At 65.2% G+C, this 23,498-nt stretch carries 18 protein-coding genes; 10 read left to right on the top strand and 8 right to left on the bottom strand.

The annotated features are described in order from the left end of the window. Nucleotides 1-148 precede the first annotated feature (148 nt). The 3 genes from AC1Q6X_RS21125 to AC1Q6X_RS21115 all read left to right on the top strand — a co-directional run bounded on the left by AC1Q6X_RS21125 (nt 149) and on the right by AC1Q6X_RS21115 (nt 3,501). Complete coding sequence (locus tag AC1Q6X_RS21125) at nt 149-625, top strand: hypothetical protein (protein WP_070224288.1); 477 nt, start codon at nt 149-151, stop codon at nt 623-625. Nucleotides 626-788: 163 nt separating this feature from the next. Further along, a complete protein-coding gene (locus tag AC1Q6X_RS21120; RefSeq protein WP_492498309.1) occupies nt 789-3,119 on the top strand; it encodes a DUF8189 domain-containing protein in 2,331 nt (776 codons plus the stop codon). A 34-nt stretch (nt 3,120-3,153) separates the two neighbouring features. Continuing rightward, complete coding sequence (locus tag AC1Q6X_RS21115) at nt 3,154-3,501, top strand: hypothetical protein (RefSeq protein ID WP_070224289.1); 348 nt, start codon at nt 3,154-3,156, stop codon at nt 3,499-3,501. Here the strand turns inward: AC1Q6X_RS21115 and AC1Q6X_RS21110 are convergent. The 5 genes from AC1Q6X_RS21110 to AC1Q6X_RS21090 form a co-directional block, all read right to left on the bottom strand. Then, entirely contained in the window at nt 3,498-3,686 is a 189-nt protein-coding gene (locus AC1Q6X_RS21110; protein WP_121670477.1) for a helix-turn-helix domain-containing protein, read from the bottom strand. The genes AC1Q6X_RS21115 and AC1Q6X_RS21110 overlap by 4 nt on opposite strands. A 183-nt stretch (nt 3,687-3,869) precedes the next feature. Continuing rightward, nucleotides 3,870-6,224, bottom strand: coding sequence for a DNA topoisomerase IV subunit A (gene parC / locus AC1Q6X_RS21105; protein WP_492498308.1), 2,355 nt, complete (start codon nt 6,222-6,224; stop codon nt 3,870-3,872). Nucleotides 6,225-6,272: 48 nt separating this feature from the next. Beyond that, nucleotides 6,273-8,084, bottom strand: coding sequence for a hypothetical protein (locus AC1Q6X_RS21100; protein WP_492498307.1), 1,812 nt, complete (start codon nt 8,082-8,084; stop codon nt 6,273-6,275). Nucleotides 8,085-8,096: 12 nt separating this feature from the next. Further along, nucleotides 8,097-9,806 (bottom strand): molecular chaperone HscC, encoded by a 1,710-nt coding sequence (locus tag AC1Q6X_RS21095; RefSeq protein WP_070288625.1) that lies wholly within the window; start codon nt 9,804-9,806, stop codon nt 8,097-8,099. Then, entirely contained in the window at nt 9,806-11,803 is a 1,998-nt protein-coding gene (locus AC1Q6X_RS21090; protein WP_070224293.1) for a DNA topoisomerase IV subunit B, read from the bottom strand. The genes AC1Q6X_RS21095 and AC1Q6X_RS21090 overlap by 1 nt, the downstream gene beginning before the upstream one ends. 462 nt (nt 11,804-12,265) lie before the next feature. On the opposite strand from AC1Q6X_RS21090, the gene kdpF reads away from it, so the two are divergent. The 7 genes from kdpF (at nt 12,266) to AC1Q6X_RS21055 (ending at nt 21,351) form a co-directional block, all read left to right on the top strand. Next, nucleotides 12,266-12,355, top strand: coding sequence for a K(+)-transporting ATPase subunit F (kdpF, locus tag AC1Q6X_RS21085; protein WP_034746483.1), 90 nt, complete (start codon nt 12,266-12,268; stop codon nt 12,353-12,355). Next, nucleotides 12,355-14,160, top strand: a complete 1,806-nt coding sequence (gene kdpA, locus AC1Q6X_RS21080) for a potassium-transporting ATPase subunit KdpA (protein ID WP_492498306.1) — start codon at nt 12,355-12,357, stop codon at nt 14,158-14,160. Before kdpF ends, kdpA begins: the two co-directional genes overlap by 1 nt. Nucleotides 14,161-14,169: 9 nt before the next feature. Then, nucleotides 14,170-16,254, top strand: coding sequence for a potassium-transporting ATPase subunit KdpB (gene kdpB, locus AC1Q6X_RS21075; RefSeq protein WP_492498305.1), 2,085 nt, complete (start codon nt 14,170-14,172; stop codon nt 16,252-16,254). Between the two features lie 10 nt (nt 16,255-16,264). Further along, nucleotides 16,265-16,840 (top strand): potassium-transporting ATPase subunit KdpC, encoded by a 576-nt coding sequence (gene kdpC / locus AC1Q6X_RS21070; RefSeq protein WP_070224296.1) that lies wholly within the window; start codon nt 16,265-16,267, stop codon nt 16,838-16,840. Between the two features lie 179 nt (nt 16,841-17,019). Beyond that, nucleotides 17,020-19,761 carry a DUF4118 domain-containing protein gene (locus AC1Q6X_RS21065; RefSeq protein WP_230502056.1) on the top strand — a complete coding sequence of 914 codons (2,742 nt, stop codon included), beginning with the start codon at nt 17,020-17,022 and terminating at the stop codon, nt 19,759-19,761. After that, a complete protein-coding gene (kdpE, locus tag AC1Q6X_RS21060; protein WP_034746496.1) occupies nt 19,758-20,456 on the top strand; it encodes a two-component system response regulator KdpE in 699 nt (232 codons plus the stop codon). The genes AC1Q6X_RS21065 and kdpE overlap by 4 nt, the downstream gene beginning before the upstream one ends. 145 nt (nt 20,457-20,601) lie before the next feature. After that, on the top strand, nt 20,602-21,351 hold the full coding sequence (locus AC1Q6X_RS21055) for a TorF family putative porin (protein ID WP_230502059.1): 750 nt from the start codon (nt 20,602-20,604) through the stop codon (nt 21,349-21,351). A gap of 95 nt (nt 21,352-21,446) precedes the next feature. Here AC1Q6X_RS21055 and AC1Q6X_RS21050 read toward each other — a convergent pair whose 3' ends face one another. Genes AC1Q6X_RS21050 through AC1Q6X_RS21040 form a run of 3 tightly spaced genes read right to left on the bottom strand, consistent with a single transcriptional unit; the run spans nt 21,447 to nt 23,291 of the window. Further along, the gene (locus AC1Q6X_RS21050; RefSeq protein ID WP_492498304.1) at nt 21,447-21,965 is read right to left on the bottom strand and encodes a P-loop NTPase family protein; all 519 of its coding nucleotides are present in this window, start codon (nt 21,963-21,965) and stop codon (nt 21,447-21,449) included. Nucleotides 21,966-21,975: 10 nt separating this feature from the next. Then, nucleotides 21,976-23,013: a 4-hydroxy-tetrahydrodipicolinate synthase gene (gene dapA / locus AC1Q6X_RS21045; protein ID WP_230502062.1), complete on the bottom strand. Its 1,038-nt coding sequence runs from the start codon at nt 23,011-23,013 to the stop codon at nt 21,976-21,978. Then, complete coding sequence (locus AC1Q6X_RS21040) at nt 23,010-23,291, bottom strand: hypothetical protein (RefSeq protein WP_230502065.1); 282 nt, start codon at nt 23,289-23,291, stop codon at nt 23,010-23,012. The genes dapA and AC1Q6X_RS21040 overlap by 4 nt, the downstream gene beginning before the upstream one ends. Nucleotides 23,292-23,498 lie beyond the last annotated feature (207 nt).

The following is a 23,498-nucleotide window of genomic DNA, read 5'->3' as shown; positions in this document are numbered from 1 at the left end:
GCTACCGCACTGTGTGGTTTGCCAGTTATCTTTACTATGAAGTCATGCCATTGCGCTACATCAAGAAACAGCGCGATGCCTGGCAAATTTTGAACATTTTGCCCGCCTTTAGTAAGAATAAAATTAAACCATATTGAAAGGTCTCATCATGAACAAATTACTCGCCGCACTGATCGCTACCCTGTTTGCTACCGCCGCCTTCGCTCAAACCGCGCCGGCCACGGAAGCTGTCGTGAAAGCCCAGGCTTCCGCGCAAAAAGACGTCAACAAGGCTGCCGCTTCGGAAGCCAAAGTCGATGCCAAGGCTGACGCCAATGTCGCCAAGGCCGAGATGAAGGCTGACGAAAAGAAAGCTGACGCCCATCACAAGGCGAACAAAACCAAAGCCAAGGCCCATGACAAAGTCGTCAACGCCGATGCGGAAGACAAGCTGAAAGCGGAAGCCAAGGCAGACAAAACCGATGCCAAGGCCGATGCGAAAGCCACCAAGGCTGCCGTAAAAGCGAACGCCAAGGTCGCCAAGGAAAAAGTGGAAGCGAATGCCGACAAAGCCCTCGCCGCCACCAAGACGGAAGAAGCCAAGGCCAAAGCCGACGCTGAAGTCAAGGCCGCCGCCGCCAAGTAATTCCCCGTTTGCGGGCCACGGCCCGCAAGCCAAAAAGACAGCTTCGGCTGTCTTTTTTTCGTCTGCCACTTTTTTCGGGCACCGCTTGCCAGTCTTGATCTGGCACAAATGCTCCTCTTTTCGCCGTGCCATAGTGAATTGGCAAACAGACGAAGGAGGCACCATGAGCACCGCTAAAACGAAAAAATTACCGGCCACCGGTTCGGCCGAAGGCGCGCCGGCCATGCAGTCCATGCAGTCCATGCCGGTCGAGGGCGACGTGCATGCCGGTACTGATGCGGCGGGCGCCGACGCCATGCCGGGGCCGCGCCTGGGCATGTCGTACGCGGATCAGGCGGCGCTCGCGCAGGGCGCGGCCGCGGCGAACGGCGGCGACATGCCGGGCGGCGGCATGCAGCAGGCATCGCAGGGCATGGCCGGCGCCAGTTGCATGCACGTGGGCGATGGCGGCGGCATGGGGGGCGACCGCGATGGCGGGGGCGGTGGAGGCGGCATGGGCGGCGACGGCGGCGGCCAGGGCGGCGGCACGCCGCAGGTGCGCACCTGCGCCACGATGGACGTGCATCGCCGCCTGCTGACGGAAGATCCATCGTATGCGAGCATCCGCGCCGATATTGAAAACCAGGCTGGCATGTACGAGGGCGCCGGCGGCAGCGCCGGGCGTTCCGGCGTGACGCAGATACCGGTGGTCGTGCACGTGGTGTGGAATACGGCCGCGCAGAATATTTCGGATGCGCAGATCGCCAGCCAGATCGATGTACTGAACCGTGATTTCCGGCGCGTCAATCCCGATGTGAACAGCACGCCGGCGCCGTTCCTGCCGCTGACGGCCGATGCGCGCGTGGAGTTCGCGCTGGCCACCATCGATCCGCATGGCGCGGCCACCAGCGGCATCGAGCGGCGCCAGACGACCGTGGCCTCGTTTGGCGCCGACGATGCCGTCAAATCGCAGGCGACGGGCGGCATGGATGCCTGGCCGGCCGACAGCTACCTGAATATCTGGGTGTGCCAGCTGGGCGGCGGCTTGCTCGGCTACGCGCAGTTTCCCGGCGGCCCGGCCGCCACCGACGGCGTGGTGATCCTGCAATCGGCCTTCGGCACGACGGGAACGGCGGCGCCGCCGTTCCACCTGGGGCGCACGGCCACGCATGAAATCGGCCACTGGCTTAACCTGAACCATATCTGGGGCGACGACGGCACCGGCTGCTCGGGCACGGACAACGTGGCCGACACGCCGAACCAGGGCGGACCGAACACGGGCCAGCCTTCGTTCCCCCACATTTCCTGCAGCAACGGGCCGAATGGCGACATGTTCATGAACTACATGGATTACGTCGACGATCCCGCCATGTTCATGTTCACGGCGGGCCAGGTGGCGCGCATGCAGGCCTGTCTCGACGGTCCGCGCGCCAGCATCGGCACGGGGACGGGCGGCACGGGCGCCACGCCGCGCCAGAGTTCCTCACCCGTCGTGGCCTGGGGCGCGAACCGCCTCGACGTCTTCGTGCTGGGCACCGACCGCGCGCTGTACCACAAGGCCTGGAACGGCACGGCCTGGGCGCCGTCCGTCACCGGCTATGAAGGGCAGGGCGGCATTTGCACCAGTGCGCCGCAGGTGGTGTCGTGGGGGCCGAACCGGCTCGACGTGTTCGTCACGGGCACCGACAGCGGCTTGTTCCACAAGTGGTGGAACGGCACGGCCTGGGGTCCGTCCCTGACCGGTTACGAAGCGATGGGCGGGCTGTGCGTGGGCGACCCGCGCGCCGTGGCCTGGGGGCCGAACCGCCTCGACGTGTTTGTCGTCGGCACGGACCGCGGCCTGTATCACAAGTGGTGGAACGGGGCCGCCTGGGGGCCGTCGCTGACGGGCTACGAAGCCATGGGCGGCATCTGCCTGGGTCAGCCGGAAGCCGTGGCGTGGGGGCCGAACCGCCTCGACGTCTTCGTCATCGGCACGGACCGGGCCCTGTACCACAAGTGGTGGGACGGCACGGCCTGGGGACCGTCGCTGACGGGCTACGAGCGCCTGGGCGGCATTTGCACCTCGTCGCCGAAGGCGGTGGCGTGGGGACCGAACCGGCTCGACGTCTTTGTTACGGGCACCGATGGCGCGCTGTACCACAAGTGGTGGGACGGCGCGAAATGGGGGCCTTCCAACGACGGCTTCGAACGGCTGGGCGGCATTTGCGTGGGCGAGGTGGAAGCCGTGTCGTGGGCGCCCAACCGGCTCGACCTGTTCGTCATCGGCACCGATAGCGCCCTGTACCACAAGGCGTGGAACGGCAGCGCCTGGACGCCGTCGCTGACGGGCTTTGAAAGCCTGGGCGGCGTGTGCACCTCGCGCCCGCGCGCCACGGCCTGGGCGGCGAACCGCCTCGACGTGTTTGTCACGGGCACGAATGGCGCCCTGTTCCACAAGGCCTGGAACGGCACGGCCTGGTCGCCTTCCGTGAGTGGCTATGAAAGCCTGGGCGGCGTGGTATCGTGTTTCTGACGTCAATGCGTCAATGCGTGAAACGGGAGGCGGCATGCACGGCATGACAACGGCTTTGCCCAGCGGCAGCTGGACGCATTCCTTCGAGGAGGATGCCGATGGTATCGAGGTGTACCGGCCCACGGCCACCTTCGTCTTTCCTCCCAGCCGCAAGGGGCGCAAGGTGCTGGAGTTTGGCCCGTCCGCCGGCGCCATGGCGCAAGGGGCGGCGACATTGACGTCGATGGCGCCCGGCCCCGACGACCGTCCCCGCGCCGGCCCCGTTGCCAAGCTGGTGCCCTTGGGCATGGGCCGCTATGCCCTGAGTGATGCTGGCGGGGCGCAGGACGTGATCGATATCGTCGAAGCGACGCCCGACGTGCTGCGCCTGGCGCGGCGTTAAGGCTGGCCGCGCAACTTGTGCGCGAGCGCCGTGCGGTTGCCCACGCCCAGTTTCTGGTAAATCGCATGCAGCTGGTTGCGCACGGTGGCCGGCGACTTGCCCAGTTCCCTGGCGATGCTTTTATACGGCAAGCCTTCGGCCGCCTTGGCCGCCACCAGCCGTTCTGCCGGCGTCAGGCGCTGCATGGCAGCCTGCCTGAAACGTTGTGTGTCATCCTTGCTCTCCTGTCCGTAACAGCATGCCGGTGGCATGCCTGCAGGGATAACGGGAGCACGGCGCCTATCTGTAAAATTATTTTCTCTGCTGCCAGATGCGATGAACGAAAAAAAAGACAGGCGTACCTGTCTTTTCGTGTGGCTGGGTGGCGCTCAGCCGATGGCTGCCATGGAGACAGGCTTCAGCTTGGCCGCCAGCGCCTTGCCCTTCTTGGCGCGCTTGCCGAAGTGCTCGGCCAGGGCCGTGGCGCCCAGCGACGCATCCTGCGGTTTCGAGGCCCGGCCGATGCCCGAGACCACCACGCCACGCTGCGTGATCGGCTGCACGGCCAGCAGCTTGTCCTTGGCATCGAGGTCGATCAGCTTGACGCCGGTGCCGCCCTTGGACAGGGTTTTCATTTCATCGAGGCCGAACACCAGCAGGCGCCCGCCTTCCGTCAAACAGGCCAGGGCGCTGGCCGCCTCGGGGATGACTTTCGGCACCAAAGGCACGTCGCCATCGTCCAGGGTGATGAAGGCCTTGCCGCCTTTCAGGCGGCTCGTCATGTCGCCCGCCTTGGCGATGAAGCCGTAGCCGGCGCTCGACGCCAGCAGCAAATTGGTGGCGCCATTGCCCGCAAAGTAATGGAGGATGCGCACGGCGTTGCCCGGCGTGCCGCCGCTCAGGTCGCACAAGGTCGTGATCGGCACGCCGTCGCCGCGCGCGTTGGGCAGCGCCGAGACGGGCACCGAGTAGATCTTGCCGTTGTTGCCAAATCCCAGCAGGGTGTCGACCGTGCGGCACTCGAAGGCGCCATGCAGGCTGTCGCCCGCCTTGAAGGTGAACTGCGCCGCATCGTGGCCGATGCCGGTACGCGCGCGCACCCAGCCTTTTTCCGAGATGATGACGGTGACCGGCTCATCGACCACCTTCTGTTCGGCCACGGCTTTCTGCGCTTCCTCGATCAGGGTGCGGCGCGCGTCGCCGAACTGCTTGGCGTCCGCTTCGATCTCGCGGATGATGGCGCGCTTCATCGAGCCCGGGTTGTCGAGCAGGTCTTGCAGCGACTTTTCTTCCTTGCGCAGCTCGGCCAGTTCCTGCTGGATCTTGATCGTTTCCAGGCGCGCCAGCTGGCGCAAACGGATTTCCAGGATATCGTCGGCCTGGCGCTCGGACAGCTTGAACGCCTCGATCAGGGCCGCTTTCGGCTCATCCGAATTGCGGATGATCTGGATCACCTTGTCGATATTGAGCAGGATCGCTTCGCGTCCTTCCAGGATATGGATGCGGTCCTTGATCTTGCCCAGTTTGTAGCCGGTGCGGCGCGTGACGGTTTCGAAGCGGAAATCGATCCACTCGCGCAGGATGTCGCCCAGGCCTTTCTGGCGCGGACGGCCGTCGCCGCCTATCATCACCAGGTTGATTGAGGTCGACGATTCCAGCGACGTATGCGCCAGCAGCATCAGCATGAATTCCGTCTGGTCCTGGTTTTTCGACTTCGGCTCGAACACGAGGCGCACGGGCGCGGCGCGGCCCGATTCGTCGCGGATGGTGTCGAGCGAATTGAGGATCAGCGCCTTCAGGGCCACTTGGTCCGGCGACAGCGCCTTCTTGCCCAGCTTGATCTTCGGATTGGTCAGTTCCTCGATTTCTTCCAGCACCTTTTGCGAGGAGGTGCCCGGCGGCAGTTCCGTCACGACTGCTTGCCACTGGCCGCGCGCCAGTTCCTCGATCTTCCAGCGCGCGCGCACTTTCATGCTGCCACGGCCGCTCGCGTACATGTCGGCGATCTGCGAGGGCGGCGTGATGATCTGGCCGCCGCCGGGGAAGTCGGGGCCGGGCATGATGGCCATCAGCTCGGCGTGCGTCATCTTCGGATCGCGGATCATGGCGACGGCCGCTTTCGCCACTTCGGCCAGGTTGTGCGACGGGATTTCCGTCGCCAGGCCCACGGCGATGCCGGAGGCGCCATTGAGCAGCACCATCGGCAGGCGCGCCGGCAGCAGCTTCGGTTCTTCCGTCGAACCGTCGTAGTTGGGCTGGAAGTCCACCGTGCCCATGCCGATTTCATCCATCAGCAGCTTGGCGATCGGCGTCAGACGCGCTTCCGTGTAACGCATGGCCGCGGCGCCGTCGCCGTCGCGCGAGCCGAAGTTGCCCTGGCCGTCGATCAGCGGGTAGCGCAAGGAAAAATCCTGCGCCATGCGCACCAGCGCGTCGTACACGGACTGGTCGCCGTGCGGATGCAATTTACCCAGCACGTCGCCGACCACGGCCGCCGATTTGCGCGGCTTCGCCGTGGAATTCAAGCCCAGCTCATTCATCGCATACAGGATGCGGCGCTGCACGGGCTTCTGGCCGTCGCACACGTCGGGCAGGGCGCGGCCCTTGACGACGGAGATGGCGTAATCGAGATAGGCGCGCTCGGCAAAGGTGGACAGGGTCAGCGCTTCGCCGTCGAATACCGGTTCATCCGGCTCGATCGGCTCAGGCTGGGCATCGTCAAATAAATTGGTTTGTGTGGACATGGCGCTTGTTTCGGTGTTAAGTGGTTGCGGTTGAATTCATGGGGGCGATTATGACAGCCCGGATTTGGAAAAGGATTTGCCGTAGGTCTTGTAGATGTAGCACATGGTGAAATACAGCACGGCCAGGGCCAGCTCCACGCTGTTGTGCATCATCTGCATGGCGCGGATGGCCGGGGCCTGGCCGGCCAGCACGACGCTGGCGAGGGACGGCACCAGCACCACCGGCCAGATCGTCTTCCATTTGAAATCGGTGGGGGAAAACAGCAGGCCGGCGCACGACCAGGCATACAGCGCGGCGCCCACGAGGGCGGCCGGCAGCAATTGCAAATACAGTTGCAACAGCAAGCCCGCACAGCCGATCAGCCATGCCGCGCGCAGGCGGGGCAAAAGCGCCTCCGGCCAGCCGCAATCGCCATACAGGCCGGTGGCGCTGCGCAGGGCCAGCGCAGCCAGGCAAAACATCATCGGCATGGCGTCGCCGATGGCCAGCGCCGACTGGCCCTTGCCGCTCATGAACATGGCGGCGAACAGCGACATGCCCAGAACCAGGAGCAGCAGCATGCCATGCAGCAGCTGGCGGTTCATCGCATACGCGAGCAGGGCCGACGCGCACAAGCCGGCCGCAGTGACGAGGCGCACGGTGTCGCTGCGTTCGGGCAGGAACAGCATCAGCGTCAGCAGCAGATAGGGCGCGATCCAGCCCAGTTGCCGCAAGCCGGGCCGCTGCCACAGCACGGGCAGGCGGTCCTGCAGCGCTTCCTGCAGCGAATCCAGGCGCGCGAACAGGGGCGCCGGCCAGCGCAAGGCATGCATGGCCAGCAGAGCAAAGGCCAGCGCCTGGAAACCGAGCAGGCTGGCATAGGCGGCCGCGTCGCCGAGCTTGAAGCCGGCCGCATCGAGCACGCCCGCAAGCATGAAGTGCAGCACGAAGCCCAGGCCGCCCGACGCGAGCGCCGTCTGCTTGAAGTAGCGTTTGCCATGCACGGCGTGTTCCCACTGCTCGAACAGGTCCGTATCGAGCTTGTAGGCCAGCATCTCGCCATGCTGCCAGCGTATCGCGTGCAGCAGTTCGCGCAGCTGCAGCGTGAATTTTCGGTCGAACAGCTGGCGCGCATAGGCGCTTGGTGCCTGCTGCGACATGATGCAGTCCAGGCCCGGGTAGCTGTCGCGGTTGTCGCTGAAATGGGCGAACGAGCGGTCGGCCCGGTAGCGCTGCACGGCACTGCGCACCAGGTCCGCATGGCTGCGCGCCAGATAGGAAAAGTCGTGGTCCCAGCCCAGCTGCTCGAACAGGGCCTGGCGCAGCGCCGGGTCATAGCCGGCGCTGGCGCAATAGCGCAGCGCGCACAGCTCGAATTCCTCGCGCACGTCGAGGTTGAGCAATTCTTCGCGCTCGAGGAAACCGGGCAGCAGGGCGGCCGCGTTGCGGCGCCGCGACTGCTCCAGGAATGCATGCCACAGGCTGATGGCTTCCTGCACCGGATCGATGGCGACCACGCCCCATAGTTCCGGCGGCGGTGCCTGGTCCTGGGCGATGACGCCCCACAGTTCCGCAGGTGCTTCTTGTGCGGGCTCGTCGATGACGCCCCACAGGTCGGCCGGTTCCATGGGCGGCGCTTCTGGCGCTTGCGCCGCTGCCGTTTCGGCTTCGGCCGCTTGCGCTTCCGGCAGTTCATCAGCAAACAGGTGCGCATGGCGCAGCGCGTATTCATACGCTTCGCGCAGCTCCTGGAAGGCGGCAGGATCGTCCTCGGGCCGCGTCACCTTCAGGCGCTTCGCGTACGCGCGCTTGAGGGCGCGCTCGTCGCCGGTCGGCTCCGTGCCCAGGATATCCCAAAGGCCGCGCTGGCCGTTGTGCATGCCGCCGTCCATTTACAGGAAGCTCTCGCTCTCGACCTGGCGCAGCACCTCGTCGAGCGCCTGGCGCGCCTTGCGGATGGTGGCCGGGTCCTGCGTTTCCAGCGCGGCCTGGAAGTTGGCCGTGTGCGCCGCCAGGTACTGGCGCACGTCGCCCAGCGACTGTTCATACAGCCGGTCGGCGCGCGTGACGAGGGTGCGGTTTTCCATCTGCTCGCGCGGGTGGATCTTCAGGTCGGCCAGTTCCGCAAAGCGCTGCTCGATCTGTTCCGGCGTCATCACGCCCGCGTTGTCGCTGATGATCATCTTGTGGCGTTCCTGCGTGGCCAGCACCGTCACTTCCGCTTCCAGCACGCCGCTGACGTCGTAGGTGAAGCGCACGTCGATGCCGATCTCGCCCGCCTTTTTCGCGGGGATCGGGAAGCTGATCTTGCCGAGGAAGACGTTGTCGGCCACCAGGCGCGACTCGCCCTGGAAGATCGCCACGTTGATTTCCTTCTGGTTGTCGTGGATGGTGGTGATGTTTTCCGTGCGCGAGACGGGTACCACGGAGTTGCGCTCGATGATGGGCAGGTAATGCCCGCCCTCATACTGGTTCGCGCCGACCTGGCGCGAAATCGAAATGCCCAGCGAATACGGCGCCACGTCCGTCATGACCACTTCGTCGAGGGCCGCGTCGCGCATCTTCAGGCCCGCCTGCACGGCGGCGCCCAGCGCCACGGCTTCGTCCGGGTCCAGGTGGATGGCGGGGAAGCGGCCGAACATGCGCGAGACCAGTTTACGCACCAGCGGCATGCGCGTGGCGCCGCCGGCCAGCACCACTTCATTCAATTCCGCCGCGCGGATGGTGGCGTCGCGCAGCGCCCGTTCCACGGGCAGGCGCAAACGGGCCAGCAGCGGTTCGCACAACTGCGCCAGCTTGTCTTCGCCGATCTCCCAGCTGTATTCCTTGTCCTGGTAGCGCGTGGCCATGCGCACGGACGGCTGGTCCGACAGCAATCGCTTGACGCGCTCGGCTTCGTCGCGCAGCAGCTGCTGCTGGCGCGGGTCGAGCAGGCGGCTGCCGACGGCGTCGCGCAGGCCGCTGCCTTCCATGAAAGCGTCGACCAGCACGGTGACGAAGTCTTCGCCGCCCAAAAAATTGTCGCCGGCCGAGGCGCGCACTTCCATCACGCCTTCGAACAGTTCCAGGATCGACACGTCGAACGTGCCGCCGCCCAGGTCGAAGACGAGGAATTTGCTTTCCTGTTCCTTGTCGCGGATGCCGTAGGCCAGCGCGGCTGCCGTCGGCTCGTTGAGCAGGCGCTCCACGCGCAGGCCCGCCAGCTGGCCGGCGATGCGCGTGGCCTTGCGCTGCGCATCGCTGAAATACGCGGGTACGGTGATGATGGCTTCCTCGACCTTGTGGCCCAGGAAGGCTTCGGCATCTTCCTTCAGCGCGCGCAGCACCATCGACGACAGTTCTTCCGGGCGGAATTGCTGCGTGCCGAGGGTGATCTTCTTTTCGCTGCCCATGTAGCGCTTGAAGACGGCCGCCGTCAGCTGCGGGTGCGTCTGCAGCCGTTCGCGCGCGGCGCGGCCCACCAGCACGGTGCCGTCGTCGTCGATGCTCACGCACGACGGCGTCAGGTGTTCACCGAGCGCATTCGGGATGATGGAAGCCTTGCCGTCGCGCCAGATGGCGACCAGGCTGTTGGTGGTGCCCAGGTCGATGCCGATGATCATCAGATATCCGCCTCCGCCTCATTGCCGTGTTCCTCGATCCAGGCGCGGCGTCCTGCCGCCTCGCCCTTGCCCATCAACATATTGAAGCGGGACGCCGAGGCCATGTGGTCGATTTCACCGAGCGTGACGGGCAGCAAACGGCGCGTGTCCGGATTCATCGTCGTTTCCCACAGCTGCTCGGCGTTCATCTCGCCCAGGCCCTTGAAGCGCGAGATCGACCAGGCGCCCTGTTTCACGCCTTCCTTGCGCAGCTTGTCCTCGATGGCGACCAGCTCGCCGTCGTCGAGCGCATAGATTTTCTGCATCGGCTTCTTGCCGCGCGCCGGCGCGTCCACGCGGTACAACGGCGGACGGGCGATGCAGATGTGGCCCTTGTTGATCAGGACGGGGAAGTGCTTGAAGAACAGGGTCAGCAGCAGTACCTGGATGTGCGAGCCGTCCACGTCCGCATCCGACAGGATGCAGATCTTGCCGTAGCGCAGGCCCGACAGGTCGGGCGAGTCGCCCACGCTGTGCGGATCGACGCCGATGGCCACCGCAATGTCATGGATCTCGTTATTGGCGAACAGGCGGTCGCGGTCCGTTTCCCACGAATTGAGCACCTTGCCGCGCAGGGGCAGGATCGCCTGGAATTCCTTGTCGCGGCCCATCTTGGCCGAACCGCCCGCCGAGTCGCCCTCGACGAGGAACAGTTCATTGCGCGCGATGTCCGACGATTCGCAGTCGGTCAGCTTGCCGGGAAGGACGGCCACGCCCGAGGATTTTTTCTTTTCCACTTTTTGCAGCGAACGCTGGCGCGACTGCGCCTGCTTGATCACGAGCTCGGCCAGCTTCTTGCCGTAGTCGACGTGCTGGTTCAGCCACAGTTCCAGCGGCGGCTTGGTGAAGGTCGAGACGAGGCGCACGGCGTCGCGCGAATTGAGGCGTTCCTTGATCTGGCCCTGGAATTGCGGGTCCAGCACCTTGGCCGACAGCACGAACGATGCGCGCGCAAACACGTCTTCCGGCAGCAGTTTCACGCCTTTAGGCAGCAGCGAGTGCATCTCGACGAAGTTTTTCACGGCGCCGAACAGGCCGTCGCGCAAGCCCGATTCGTGCGTGCCGCCATTCGAGGTGGGAATCAGGTTGACGTACGATTCGCGCACGATGGCGCCTTCTTCCGTCCACGCCACGACCCAGGCCGCGCCTTCGCCTTCGGCAAAGCCTTCCGAGTCCGGGCCAGCGTATTGCGCGCCTTCGAACAGGGGAATCAGGGTTTCGCCGTTCGATACCTGCGCCAGCGTTTCGGTCAGGTAGCCGCGCAAGCCTTCCGCGTACTGCCAGGTCTGCGTATCGCCCGTCTTCGCGTTGGTCAGCGTGACGGTCACGCCCGGCAGCAGCACGGCTTTCGAGCGCAGCAGGCGTTGCAGTTCCGTTTGCGAGATGTTCGGCGAATCAAAGTATTTCGCATCGGGCCAGGCGGTGACGCGCGTGCCGGATTTTTTGCCGTCGCGCGGGGCGGGGCGGGAACTCAGGGGCTCGATCACGTCGCCGTTGGCAAACACCATGTGGTGCAAGCCGTTGCCGTCGCTTTCCTTGCGCCAGACGGTGATTTCCAGGCGCGTCGACAGCGCATTGGTGACGGACACGCCGACGCCGTGCAAGCCGCCCGAGAACGCGTAGGCGCCGCCCGAACCCTTGTCGAACTTGCCGCCCGCGTGCAGCCGTGTAAACACGATTTCCACCGTCGGCACGCCTTCTTCCGGGTGCAGGCCGACGGGAATGCCGCGGCCATTGTCTTCGACGGTGATGCTGCCATCCGTGTTCTGCGTGACGGCGATATGCGTGCAATGACCGCCCAGCGCCTCGTCGGAGGCATTGTCGATCACTTCCTGAATGATGTGCAGCGGATTTTCAGTGCGGGTGTACATCCCCGGGCGCTGCTTGACGGGTTCCAGTCCTTTCAGGACACGGATGGATGATTCGCTGTAGTCGGATGCTGGTTTTTTAGTGGCCATACGTGTTCAAGCTAAGTAAAGACAGTGGTTGGAACGCCAGGCCAGGGCACTGCGGGCGCAATGACAGCGGCGGCGATAACTGTATGAATATACAGTATATCCCGTCCAGCGTCACTGGGGGAGGGCAGTGCGGCAGGCTTGGCGTCCTTGTGCGGACGCTCGCGCATTCTATCTTGTCCGGCGAGCAATAGCGCTACTCCAAGGCAACAACAGTGCGCCGCGCGCGGGGTTTTGCGCCAATTGTGATGGATTTTATGCGGTAAAGCGGCCTTTTTTACATCTTGTTTACAGCTGCCTTCCCAGTCTTTACGAATTTTTTAGACCCTTTTGGCTAATCTGCTCACTATCAAAACAAACCTGAATGAGGGTGGGAATGGATCTCGTATATCTCGGCTTGATTGCCGTGTTTTTCGTCGTGGCGGCCGGCTTTGCCGTCGCCTGCGACAAATTAGGGAGCGTCAAATGAACGCGTTTTATGTGCTGGGCGCCGTCGTCTCGGCCGGCCTGCTCGTGTATTTGCTGGTGGCGCTGCTGAAGGCGGAGGAACTGTGATGACGACGCAATCGATACTGTTGTTGGTGGCCTTCCTGGCCGTGCTGCTGGCCGCCGGCTATCCGCTGGGCCTGTACATGGCCAAGGTGGCCGGCGATGGCCCCGTGCGCGGCCTGGGCTGGCTGCAAAAGCTGGAAAACCTGCTGTACCGCTGGTCCGGCCTTCCCGCCGACAAGGCCATGGGCTGGAAAAGCTATGCCATCGCCCTGATCGTCTTCAATACCGTGGGCGCCGTCTTCGTCTACGGCCTGCAGCGCCTGCAGGGTTTCCTGCCCCTGAATCCCCAGGGTCTGGGCGCCGTCAGCCCCGATTCCTCGTTCAATACCACCGTCAGCTTCGTCGCCAATACCAACTGGCAGGGCTACGGCGGCGAACAGACCATGAGCTATCTGACGCAGATGCTGGGCATGGCGTGCCAGAATTTCTTTTCGGCGGCCACCGGCATTGCCGTGATCTTCGCGCTGGTGCGCGGCTTCGCCTCGCGCTCGGGAAAATCGATCGGCAATTTCTGGGTCGACCTGGTGCGCTCGACCCTGTACATCCTGCTGCCGCTGTCCCTGGCCCTGTCCGTCGTTTTCATGGGCGAAGGCATGATCCAGAATTTTTCCGCCTATAAGGAAGTGACCCTGCTCGATCACGTGGCGTATGAAACGCCGAAGGTGACGGCCGACGGCCAGCCCGTGCTGGACGCCGCCGGCAAACCCGTGATGGAAGCGCAAGTGGCGACGACGCAGACGATCGCCATGGGCCCCGTCGCGTCGCAGGAGTCGATCAAGCTGCTGGGCACGAATGGCGGCGGCTTCTTCAATGCCAATTCCTCGCATCCGTACGAAAACCCGACCGTGCTGTCGAACTTCCTGCAGATGCTGGCCATCTTCATCATTCCCGCCGGCCTGTGCTTCACGTTCGGCCGCATGGTGGGCGACATGCGCCAGGGTTGGGCCGTGCTGGCCGCAATGACCCTGATCTTTGTCGTCATGACGGCCGGCGTGATGAGCGCCGAGCAGCAAGCCAATCCGGCGTTGCAGGCACTGGGCGTGGACCAGCAGGCCAGCAGCCTGCAATCGGGCGGCAATATGGAAGGCAAGGAAACGCGCTTCGGCATCAGCTCCTCGACCCTGTTCGCGGCGGTGACGACGGCCGCATCGTGCGGTGCCGTCAATTCCATGCACGATTCCTACATGCCCCTGGGCGGCATGGTGCCGCTGCTGCTGATGCAGTTCGGCGAAGTGATTTTCGGCGGCGTGGGCACGGGCCTGTACGGCATGCTGATGTTCGCCATCCTGGCCGTCTTCATCGCCGGCCTGATGATAGGCCGCACGCCTGAATACCTGGGCAAGAAAATCCAGGCGTATGAAATGAAGATGGTGTCGCTGGCCATCCTGATTACGCCAGCCCTCGTATTGACGGGCACGGCGATCGCCGTGATGGTCGAACCGGGCAAGATCGGCGTGGCCAATCCGGGCGCGCACGGTTTCTCCGAGATTCTGTACGCCTTCACGTCGGCGGCCAACAACAACGGCAGCGCGTTTGCCGGCCTGTCCGCCAACACGCCGTTCTACAACGTGATGCTGGCGATCGCCATGTGGTTCGGCCGCTTCGGCGTGATCGTGCCCGTGCTGGCGGTGGCCGGTTCGCTGGCGGCCAAGCAGCGCCTGTCGGCCAACGCCGGCACCATGCCCACGCACGGCCCCATGTTCATCGGCCTGCTGATCGGCGTCGTCGTGCTGGTTGGTGTATTGAATTACGTTCCCGCGCTGGCCCTGGGCCCGATCGTCGAACACCTGCAACTTTTCATCAAATAAGAGGCTACCATGTCACGCACAAGCCTGACTTTGTTCGATTCCGCACTGATTGGCCCCGCCATCGTCGATGCGTTCAAAAAACTCGACCCCCGCACGCAGTGGCGCAGCCCCGTGATGTTCGTCGTCTATGTCGGCAGCATCATCACGACCTTGCTGGCGACCCAGGCCGGGATCAGCGGTGGCCAGGGTGAAGCGCCGTTCGGCTTCATCGTCGCCGTCGCCGTGTGGCTGTGGTTTACCGTGCTGTTCGCGAACTTCGCCGAAGCGCTGGCCGAAGGCCGCAGCAAGGCCCAGGCGGCCTCGCTGCGCGCCCTCAAGCAGACGGTGATGGCGAAGAAAATGCAGACGCCGAAGTACGGCACCTCCTGGCTGCCCACGCCGGCGACCGACCTGCGCAAGGGCATGACGGTGCTGGTCGAGGCGGGCGACGTGATTCCCGCCGACGGCGAAGTGACGGCCGGCGTGGCCTCCGTCGACGAAAGCGCCATCACGGGCGAATCGGCGCCCGTCATCCGCGAATCGGGCGGCGACTTTTCCGCCGTCACGGGCGGCACCCGCGTGCTGTCCGACTGGCTGCTGGTGCGCGTTTCCGTCAATCCGGGCGAAGCCTTCATCGACCGCATGATCGCCATGGTCGAAGGCGCCAAGCGCCAGAAGACGCCGAACGAGATCGCCCTGACGATCCTGCTCGTCGCCCTGTCGATCGTATTCCTGATCGTCACCGTGACCTTGCTGCCGTACTCGCTGTTTTCCGTGGCGGCGGCCGGCAGCGGCACGCCGGTGACGATCACCGTGCTGATCGCGCTGCTCGTGTGCCTGATTCCGACCACCATCGGCGGCCTGCTGTCGGCCATCGGCGTGGCCGGCATGAGCCGCATGATGCAGGCCAATGTGATCGCCACCTCGGGCCGCGCCGTGGAAGCGGCCGGCGACGTGGACGTGCTGCTGCTCGATAAGACGGGCACCATCACCCTGGGCAACCGCCAGGCGTCGAGCTTCGTGCCGGCGCCCGGCGTGACGGAACAGCAGCTGGCCGATGCGGCGCAGCTGGCTTCGCTGGCCGATGAAACGCCGGAAGGGCGCAGCATCGTCGTGCTGGCCAAGCAGAAATTCAATATCCGCGAACGCGAGATGGCCAGCCTGCACGCCACCTTCGTGCCGTTCACGGCGCAGACGCGCATGAGCGGCGTGGATATCCCGGGCGAGCAGCAGGTGCGCCAGTTGCGCAAGGGCGCGGCCGATTCCATGAAAAAGTATGTGGAAGCGCTGGGCCAGCCGTATCCGGCCGAGGTGGGACGCGCCGTCGACGACATCGCGCGCCGCGGCAGCACGCCGCTGGTGGTGGTGGACGACGGCCGCGTCATGGGCGCCGTGGAACTGAAGGATATCGTCAAGGGCGGCATCAAGGAGCGTTTCGCGGAACTGCGCCGCATGGGCATCAAGACCGTCATGATCACGGGCGACAACAAGCTGACGGCGGCCGCGATTGCCGCCGAAGCGGGCGTGGACGATTTCCTCGCCGAAGCGACGCCGGAAGACAAGCTTAAACTCATCCGCAGCTACCAGGCCGAAGGCCGCCTGGTGGCGATGACGGGCGACGGCACCAACGACGCGCCCGCGCTGGCCCAGGCCGACGTGGCCGTGGCCATGAACTCGGGCACGCAGGCGGCGAAGGAGGCGGGCAACATGGTCGACCTCGATTCGAACCCGACCAAGCTGCTGGAAATCGTTGAAATCGGCAAGCAGATGCTGATGACGCGCGGTTCGCTGACGACGTTCTCGATCTCGAACGACATCGCCAAGTACTTCGCCATCATCCCGGCCGCCTTCGTGGGCACCTATCCGCAATTGAAGGCGCTCGACATCATGCATTTGGCCAGTCCCGCCTCGGCCATCATGTCGGCCGTGATCTTCAATGCCCTGATCATCGTCGTGCTGATTCCGCTGGCGCTGAAAGGCGTGCAGTACCGGGCTATCGGCGCGGCCAGCCTGTTGCGCCGCAACCTGCTGATCTACGGCCTGGGCGGGATTATTTTGCCCTTCATCGGGATCAAGCTGATCGACATGCTGCTGTCCGCCCTCAATTTAGTCTAAAGGAACCATCATGAGCACTATCGTACGTCCCGCCCTGGTCCTGTTTGCCGCGCTGACCGTGATCTGCGGCGTCGTCTATCCGTTTGCCACGGCCGGTATCGGCCAGCTGGCCTTCAACGATGAAGTCAACGGCAGCATCGTCGAGCGTGGGGGCAAGCCCGTCGGCTCGATGCTGATCGGCCAGTCCTTCACCTCGCCCAAGTATTTCTGGGGCCGGCCGTCGGCCACCGCGCCGATGGCCAATAACGGCGCCGGTTCGGGCGGCTCGAACCAGGGGCCGACCAATCCGGCCCTGGTGGACGCCGTCAAGGCGCGCATCGCCGCCCTGAAGGAAGCCGATCCCGGCAACCGCAAGCCGATCCCCGTTGACCTGGTGACGGCGTCGAGCAGCGGCCTGGACCCGGAAATCAGCCTGGCGGGCGCCCTGTACCAGGCGCCCCGCGTGGCCCGCGTGCGCGCCGTGCCGCTGGCGCAGGTGGAAAACGCCATCGCCAAGGTGCAGAAAACCGCATATATCGGCTTTTTCGGCGAACCGCGCGTAAATGTGCTGGAACTGAATCTGGCGTTGGATGCCATGGCAAAGTAAGCTGGCAACGGTGCGTAGGTCGGCAAACGTTGGCCTGGATCGGCGTAGGTCGGCGTAGGTCGGCTTAGCGCAGCGTAAGCCGACACCACCACCAGCCAGGCCAACGATGTTGTCGGATTACGCGCGCCCTTCGGACGCGCTAATCCGACCTACAATGCCCAAGAAGATTAAAATACAACATGCTCCCCAACGACAGCCAACGCCCCGACCCTGATGCCCTGCTGGCGCAAGTGCAGGCGCAGGAACAGAAAGCCGCGCGCGGCCGGCTGCGCATCTATTTCGGCGCCTCGGCCGGCGTCGGCAAGACTTACGCGATGCTGGCGGCCGCCCGCAAATTGCTGGCCGACGGCCAGGACTTGCTGGTGGGCGTGGTGGAGACGCATGGGCGCCAGGATACGGCGGCCCAGCTGGACGGCTTGCCCGTGCTTCCGCTCAAAGCCATCGAGTATCGGGGCAAGATCCTGTACGAGTTCGACCTGGACGAGGCCCTGCGCCGCGCGCCGCCGCTGATACTGATGGATGAACTGGCCCACTCGAACGTGGCCGGATCGCGTCATCCGAAGCGCTGGCAGGATGTCGAGGAATTGCTGGCGGCCGGCATCGACGTGCTGTCGACCGTGAACGTGCAGCACCTGGAAAGCCTGAACGACGTGGTGGGCGGGATCACGGGCGTGCGCGTGGCCGAGACCCTGCCCGACACGGTGTTCGACCGCGCCGATGAAGTGGTGCTGGTCGATATCCCCGCCGATGAACTGCTGCGCCGCCTGAAGCAGGGCAAGGTGTATCAGCCGCAGCAGGCCGAACGCGCATCGCAGCATTTTTTCCGCAAAGGTAACCTGATCGCCCTGCGCGAACTGGCCTTGCGCCGCACGGCGGACCGGATCCAGGATGACGTGCAGGCCTACCGCGTCGAAAAATCGATCAACCCCGTATGGAAGACGGGCGCCGCGCTGCTGGCCTGCGTGGGACCGCACGCGGGGGGCGAACACGTGATCCGCAGCACGGCGCGCCTGGCCAGCCAGCTGAACGCGGAATGGCACGCGCTGTACGTGGAAACGCCGCGCTTGCAGCGCTTGCCGGCGGGCCAGCGCGAACGCATCCTGAAAACCCTGAAACTGGCGCAGGACCTGGGCGCGCGCACGGCCATTGTGCCGTCCGCCGACATCGCCGGCGCCGTGGTCGAGTATGCGCGCGGCGCGAATATCTCGAAAGTCATCGTGGGCCGTGGCCGCGGCCGTGCGCTGGCGCGCCTGTGGCAGGCGCCGCCGGCCGCCCGCATGGCCAGCCTGGCGCCCGATATCGATTTGATCGAGGTGGGCTTGCCGCCGGCCGATGCGGCGCCCCGGCGCGCGGCGGGCGACGACGCGGACGCGCCGCGCCGGCCCGCGCGTCACTGGCGTTACATCCTGGCCGCCGGCGCCAGCCTGGGCACGGCCCTCGCCTCGGTGCCGCTGCAGCCCTACCTGGACCTGGCCAACATCGCCATGCTGTCCCTGCTGACGGTGGTGCTGCTGGCCGTGCGCCTGGGGCGCGGGCCGGCGGCATTGGCCAGCCTGGTGGGCGTGGCCTGCTTCGATTTCATCTTCGTGCCGCCCCGTTTCTCGTTTGCCGTGGGCGATTTCCAGTATGTGATCACGTTTGGCGTGATGCTGGCCGTGGGCCTGATCACGGGCCACCTGACGGCCGGTCTGCGCTTCCAGGCGCGCGTGGCCTCGCACCGCGAAGCGCGCGCCCGAGCCTTATACGAATTCTCGCGCGAATTGTCCGGCGTGCTGCAGACGGAGCAGATTTTCGACATCACGAAAAGCGCCATCGAACGGGCGTTCCGCGCGCGCGCCACCTTGCTGCTGCCCGATGACGAGGGCAACTTGCAGGCCGCGAACGGCGGCGAACCGCTCGATATCGGCATCGCGCAGTGGGCCTTCGACCATGCGCAGGCGGCGGGGACGGGCACCGATACCTTGCCGGCTTCGCCCATTTTCTACCTGCCGCTGATCGCGCCGATGCGCACGCGGGGCGTGCTGGCGCTGCTGCCGCTCGATGGCGCGCAGCGCGGTCGCTGGCTGCTGGTGCCGGAACAGCGCCAGCACCTCGATACTTTTGCCGCGCTGGCGGCCATCGCCCTCGAACGCGTGCACTACATCGACGTGGCGCAGGGCGCGCTGCTGCAGATGGAATCGGAGCGGCTGCGCAATTCGCTGCTGGCGGCCCTGTCGCACGACTTGCGCACGCCCTTGACGTCGCTGGTGGGCCTGGCCGAATCGCTGGCGCTGTCCCGGCCTGCGCTGTCGCCTGCGCAGCTGGACATGGCGCGCTCGCTGCAGTCCGAAACCGTGCGCATGAGCGCCCTGGTGGCGAACTTGCTGGACATGGCGCGCATCGAGAGCGGCCAGGTGCGCCTGAATTTGCAATGGCAGGCGCTGGAAGAGGTGGTGGGCAGCGCGCTGCGCGCCAGCGGTCCGCAATTGCAGCAGCACGCCGTGCAGACGCAGCTGGCGCCGGACCTGCCGCTGGTGCGCTACGACGCCGTGCTGATCGAGCGCGTGCTGTGCAACCTGCTGGAAAACGCGGCCAAGTACACGCCGCCGGGCAGCACCATCACGGTCGCCGCCGGCGTGCACGGCCAGTTCCTGCAGGTGACGGTGCTTGACGATGGCCCGGGCCTGCCGCCCGGCCGCGAAGAAGCCATCTTTGAAAAATTCACGCGCGGCGAGCGCGAATCGAACAAGCCGGGCGTCGGGCTGGGGCTGGCCATTTGCCGCGCCATCGTCGAAGCCCACGGCGGCACCATCCACGCGCAGCCCCACACGCCGGGGCAGGGCGCCGCCATCGTCTTCAGCCTGCCGCTGGGCACGCCGCCGGCGCCGCCGGAGATCGAGCTCGATGACGCCAACGACCATGAAACAGGAAAACCAACATGAACGAACCTTCCGCCACCGCCTTGCTGGTCGAGGATGAACCGCAAATCCGCCGCTTCGTGCGCGCCGCGCTGGAAGACGAGGGCTGGCAGATTTTCGAGTCCGCCACCATGCAGCGGGGCTTGATTGATGCCGGCACGCGCCGGCCCGACCTGATCGTGCTGGACCTGGGGCTGCCCGACGGCGACGGCATCGATTTCATCGCCGACATCCGCAAATGGTCGGCCGTGCCCATCATCGTGCTGTCGGCGCGTGTCGACGAGCAGGACAAGATCCGCGCGCTCGATGCCGGCGCCGACGACTATCTGACCAAGCCGTTCGGCGTGGGCGAGCTGCTGGCCCGCGTGCGCGCCACCCTGCGCCGCCAGCGCCAGCCCGCCGCCAGCGATGATGGCGTGGTGCAGTTCGGCGACGTGCGCGTCGACCTGAAGGACCGGCTGGTCACCCGCAACAAGCAGCTGGTGCACATGACGCCGACGGAGTTCCGCCTGCTGTCGGTGCTCGTGAAGAACGCGGGCAGGGTGGTCACCAATCCGCAGCTGCTGCGCGAAGTGTGGGGGCCGTCGAACAGCGAGAATGGCCATTACCTGCGCATCTACATGGGCCATCTGCGCCAGAAGCTGGAAGCCGATCCGGCCCAGCCGCAGTACCTGCTGACGGAAACGGCCGTCGGTTACCGCTTGCTCCTGCCGCTCTAACACCTGATATTCCCCTGTTGGAAAACAGGCGCCGCGCGCGCCGGGGGGACGCTTTACTTTAAATTTTTGCAGCGAATTTTTGCAGCGGCGGGCCAGCTGCGCCATGTTGGCAAAGGCCCATACCACCCATGAAGAAGAAAAAACCATGAATAAAATGCTACTTGCACTTGCCGTCGCCACCTCCTTGACGGGCAGCCTGGCCCACGCGGAAGAGGCCAAGCCCGACAATGAAGTCAGTTTCAACGTGGCCGGCGTGTCGGACTACCGTTACCGGGGCATCTCGCAGACGCGCCTGAAGCCCGCGCTGCAGGGCGGCGTCGATTACGTCAATAACCCGACGGGCCTGTATGCAGGCGCCTGGGCTTCCACCATCAAGTGGACCAAGGATGCGGGCGGCAGCGGCGACGTGGAAGTCGATCTGTATGCGGGCAAGCGCGGCCAGTTGGGCGGCGATGTTGGCTATGACGTGGGCGTGCTCGCTTATGTGTATGCGGACAACGGCTTGAAGCACATCGCCGGCCTGGCCGACGCGGATACGCAGGAAGTCTATGGCCAGCTGTCTTACGGCCCCGCCTATATCAAATATTCGCACGCCGTCTCGAACCTGTTCGGCATCGTCAACAGCAAGAACAGCGGCTACCTCGATATCGGCGCGACGATCGACCTGACGAACGGCTGGACCGGCAACCTGCATGCGGGCCACCAGAAAGTGAAAAACAATGATGCATCGAGCTACACGGACTGGAAAGTGGGCGTCACGCGCGACTTCGGCTTTGTTTCGGGCGCGCTGGCCGTGATCGGCACGAACGCGGACAAGTCGGCCTATGCCTCGCCCGTGAATGGCAAATTCATGGGCAAGACGGCGCTGCAGCTGACGCTCAGCAAGACGTTTTAATGGACTGAGTTGACTGAAAGGAGAGGCGGCGCATGCGCCGCCTTTTTTTGCGCCACGGGGTCAGACCCGTCGGGTCTGACCCCAGCTGTCGAGAGCTATGCTGCGCGGTGATGGTTGTCGAAAACGGCGCAGTACAGCTGCCCCAGACCGACCACGCGGGCGGCTGGAATCTGCGCGGCCAGGGCATGGGCGGGCGCCGCCTGCGTGTCCGTTGCCAGCAGCACGCGCAGGTCAGGATTGACGCTGCGCGCGTGCGCGATGCGGCGCGCCAGGCCCGCCTGCGCGCCGGCGTCGACGACGCCGGCTAGCGGCACCACCAGCACGCGCGCGGCGATCAGGGCCGAGCGGCTGCCCATGGAGTCGCGGCCTTCGCTGTCGATGACGATGTCGTGGTAGCAGTGCACCAGGTGCTCGAGCTCCGGCTGCAAGCCCTTGGCGCTGATGGCGCGCGCCATCAGGCGCGGCCGCGTCAGGCTGCCGTGCATGGCACCGTCGTGCAGGTTCCTGGCCTGCGCCATGGCGCCCTGGCGCGGATCGGCATCGAGCAGCAGCACCTTGCGGCCGGCCAGCGCGCGCGAGGCGGCCAGCCGTCCGGCCAGGATGGATTTCTCCATCCCTCCGCGGTCATCCGTGATAGCGATGATCATCTTGGCGCACGGCTGGCATGATGTTGGCAGGGGAAACCAGCTGCAGCAGACAGCCTTCGCGCGGCGCCTCCCTGTCGCTGCAGGTCCATACGGGCAGTTCCAGCAGGGGTTCGAGTGCTTCTGCCAGGGCGGCCTGGCCGGCGGCCGACATGGGCGTCATCGGCAGGCGCAATGCGTCGCCTACCTTGCCCTGCATGGCCAGAGCTGCCTTGACGGGAGCGGGATTCGGTTCGGCAAACAGCAGGCGGATGACGGGCAGCATGGTCTTGAACAGGGCGCCCGCGGCGCCGTGGTGGCCCTGCCTGACGAGGTGGTACAGCTGCGCATACAGGTCGGGACGCACCTGGGCGGCGGCCGACATGGCGCCGTGGCCGCCCATGGACAGGCTGGCCAGCAGCAGCGCATCGTCGCCGCACAGCACATCCAGACGCGTGTCGAGCAGCAGTTCGCCCAGCTGCTGCAGCTTGCCGCCCGCTTCCTTGATGGCGACGAAGTGCGAGTCGCGCGCCAGCAGTGCCGCCGTTTGCGGTTCGATATTGACGCCCGTGCGGGCCGGCACGTTGTACAGCACGATGGACTGGTCGGTGGCGGCGGCGATGGCCTGGAAGTGGCGCACGATGCCGTCCTGCGAAGGGCGCACATACGCTGGCGCCGAGACCAGCAAGCCGGCCAGCGGATGGTCGTTGTAGCGCTGCACGGCGGAGACGACGCTGCGCGTATCGCTGCCGCCTATCCCCATCACGACGGGGAAGCGGGGGCCGACGGCTTCGAGCACGCTGTCGAGCAGCATGCCCTGTTCCGCGGCGCTCAGCATGGCCGCTTCGCCCGTGGTGCCGCACACCACCAGGCCATCGATGCCGCTGGCGGCCAGTTCGCACGCGAGCTGCTGTGCCGCGTCGAAGTCGATGTCGCCATCGCCGTCGCAAAATGGCGTGACCATCGGCACCCAGATGCCCTGGAAGTGCGCGGTGATGCGCGATGACGACATCGCCTGCTCGCAGGAGTACTGGTTCATAGCGATTTCCCCTGGCTGATGCGGCCAAATTCCGCCGCCGGCAGCAGGCGCATGACGGCATCCATGGTCAGGCGCAGGGCCGGTTCCGTGACGCACAGCCAGACTTTCATGCGCTCGGCATGATCGACCGCCTCGACGCGCATGAACGACAGCATGCCGCCGCAGGTCCTGACGACCAGCCGGCGCAGCTCGGCCAGGCAGGCTTTGTCGACCGTGATATGCATGAGGAAGGTGGGCAGGCGGGGGGTGCGGTGGGGCAGCGCTTGATGCGATGGCATGCGTGAATGGGGTTCCATGGTGGCTTTGCAGCGGTGGTTGAGGTACGTTCAAGATTAGCAGCGGGGGCGTAAAGATTCTCTAAAAAGCGGGGCCCCCGGCGTAAACGGGCTGTATGCAGGCGGCGTGAGTGTGTTGCGCAGAGGCCCCGCGCGTGGGCTTTTGTTACAAAATTGAATCGTGCTTTCGGGGGAGGAGGTTTATATTGA

Source organism: Janthinobacterium sp. GW823-FHT06H09 (assembly GCF_058794735.1).
Note: the sequence above shows the minus strand (reverse complement) of the source record. Positions and strands in the feature narration are given on the sequence as shown.

What these genes read in the sequence shown, in the direction of transcription:
- AC1Q6X_RS21125 (WP_070224288.1), top strand. Translation starts at nt 149, where the DNA reads ATGAACAAATTACTCGCCGCACTGATCGCTACCCTGTTTGCTACCGCC.
- AC1Q6X_RS21120 (WP_492498309.1), top strand. Translation starts at nt 789, where the DNA reads ATGAGCACCGCTAAAACGAAAAAATTACCGGCCACCGGTTCGGCCGAA.
- AC1Q6X_RS21115 (WP_070224289.1), top strand. Translation starts at nt 3,154, where the DNA reads ATGCACGGCATGACAACGGCTTTGCCCAGCGGCAGCTGGACGCATTCC.
- AC1Q6X_RS21110 (WP_121670477.1), bottom strand. Translation starts at nt 3,686, where the DNA reads ATGCAGCGCCTGACGCCGGCAGAACGGCTGGTGGCGGCCAAGGCGGCC.
- parC (WP_492498308.1), bottom strand. Translation starts at nt 6,224, where the DNA reads ATGTCCACACAAACCAATTTATTTGACGATGCCCAGCCTGAGCCGATC.
- AC1Q6X_RS21100 (WP_492498307.1), bottom strand. Translation starts at nt 8,084, where the DNA reads ATGCACAACGGCCAGCGCGGCCTTTGGGATATCCTGGGCACGGAGCCG.
- AC1Q6X_RS21095 (WP_070288625.1), bottom strand. Translation starts at nt 9,806, where the DNA reads ATGATCATCGGCATCGACCTGGGCACCACCAACAGCCTGGTCGCCATC.
- AC1Q6X_RS21090 (WP_070224293.1), bottom strand. Translation starts at nt 11,803, where the DNA reads ATGGCCACTAAAAAACCAGCATCCGACTACAGCGAATCATCCATCCGT.
- kdpF (WP_034746483.1), top strand. Translation starts at nt 12,266, where the DNA reads ATGAACGCGTTTTATGTGCTGGGCGCCGTCGTCTCGGCCGGCCTGCTC.
- kdpA (WP_492498306.1), top strand. Translation starts at nt 12,355, where the DNA reads ATGACGACGCAATCGATACTGTTGTTGGTGGCCTTCCTGGCCGTGCTG.
- kdpB (WP_492498305.1), top strand. Translation starts at nt 14,170, where the DNA reads ATGTCACGCACAAGCCTGACTTTGTTCGATTCCGCACTGATTGGCCCC.
- kdpC (WP_070224296.1), top strand. Translation starts at nt 16,265, where the DNA reads ATGAGCACTATCGTACGTCCCGCCCTGGTCCTGTTTGCCGCGCTGACC.
- AC1Q6X_RS21065 (WP_230502056.1), top strand. Translation starts at nt 17,020, where the DNA reads ATGCTCCCCAACGACAGCCAACGCCCCGACCCTGATGCCCTGCTGGCG.
- kdpE (WP_034746496.1), top strand. Translation starts at nt 19,758, where the DNA reads ATGAACGAACCTTCCGCCACCGCCTTGCTGGTCGAGGATGAACCGCAA.
- AC1Q6X_RS21055 (WP_230502059.1), top strand. Translation starts at nt 20,602, where the DNA reads ATGAATAAAATGCTACTTGCACTTGCCGTCGCCACCTCCTTGACGGGC.
- AC1Q6X_RS21050 (WP_492498304.1), bottom strand. Translation starts at nt 21,965, where the DNA reads ATGGAGAAATCCATCCTGGCCGGACGGCTGGCCGCCTCGCGCGCGCTG.
- dapA (WP_230502062.1), bottom strand. Translation starts at nt 23,013, where the DNA reads ATGAACCAGTACTCCTGCGAGCAGGCGATGTCGTCATCGCGCATCACC.
- AC1Q6X_RS21040 (WP_230502065.1), bottom strand. Translation starts at nt 23,291, where the DNA reads ATGCCATCGCATCAAGCGCTGCCCCACCGCACCCCCCGCCTGCCCACC.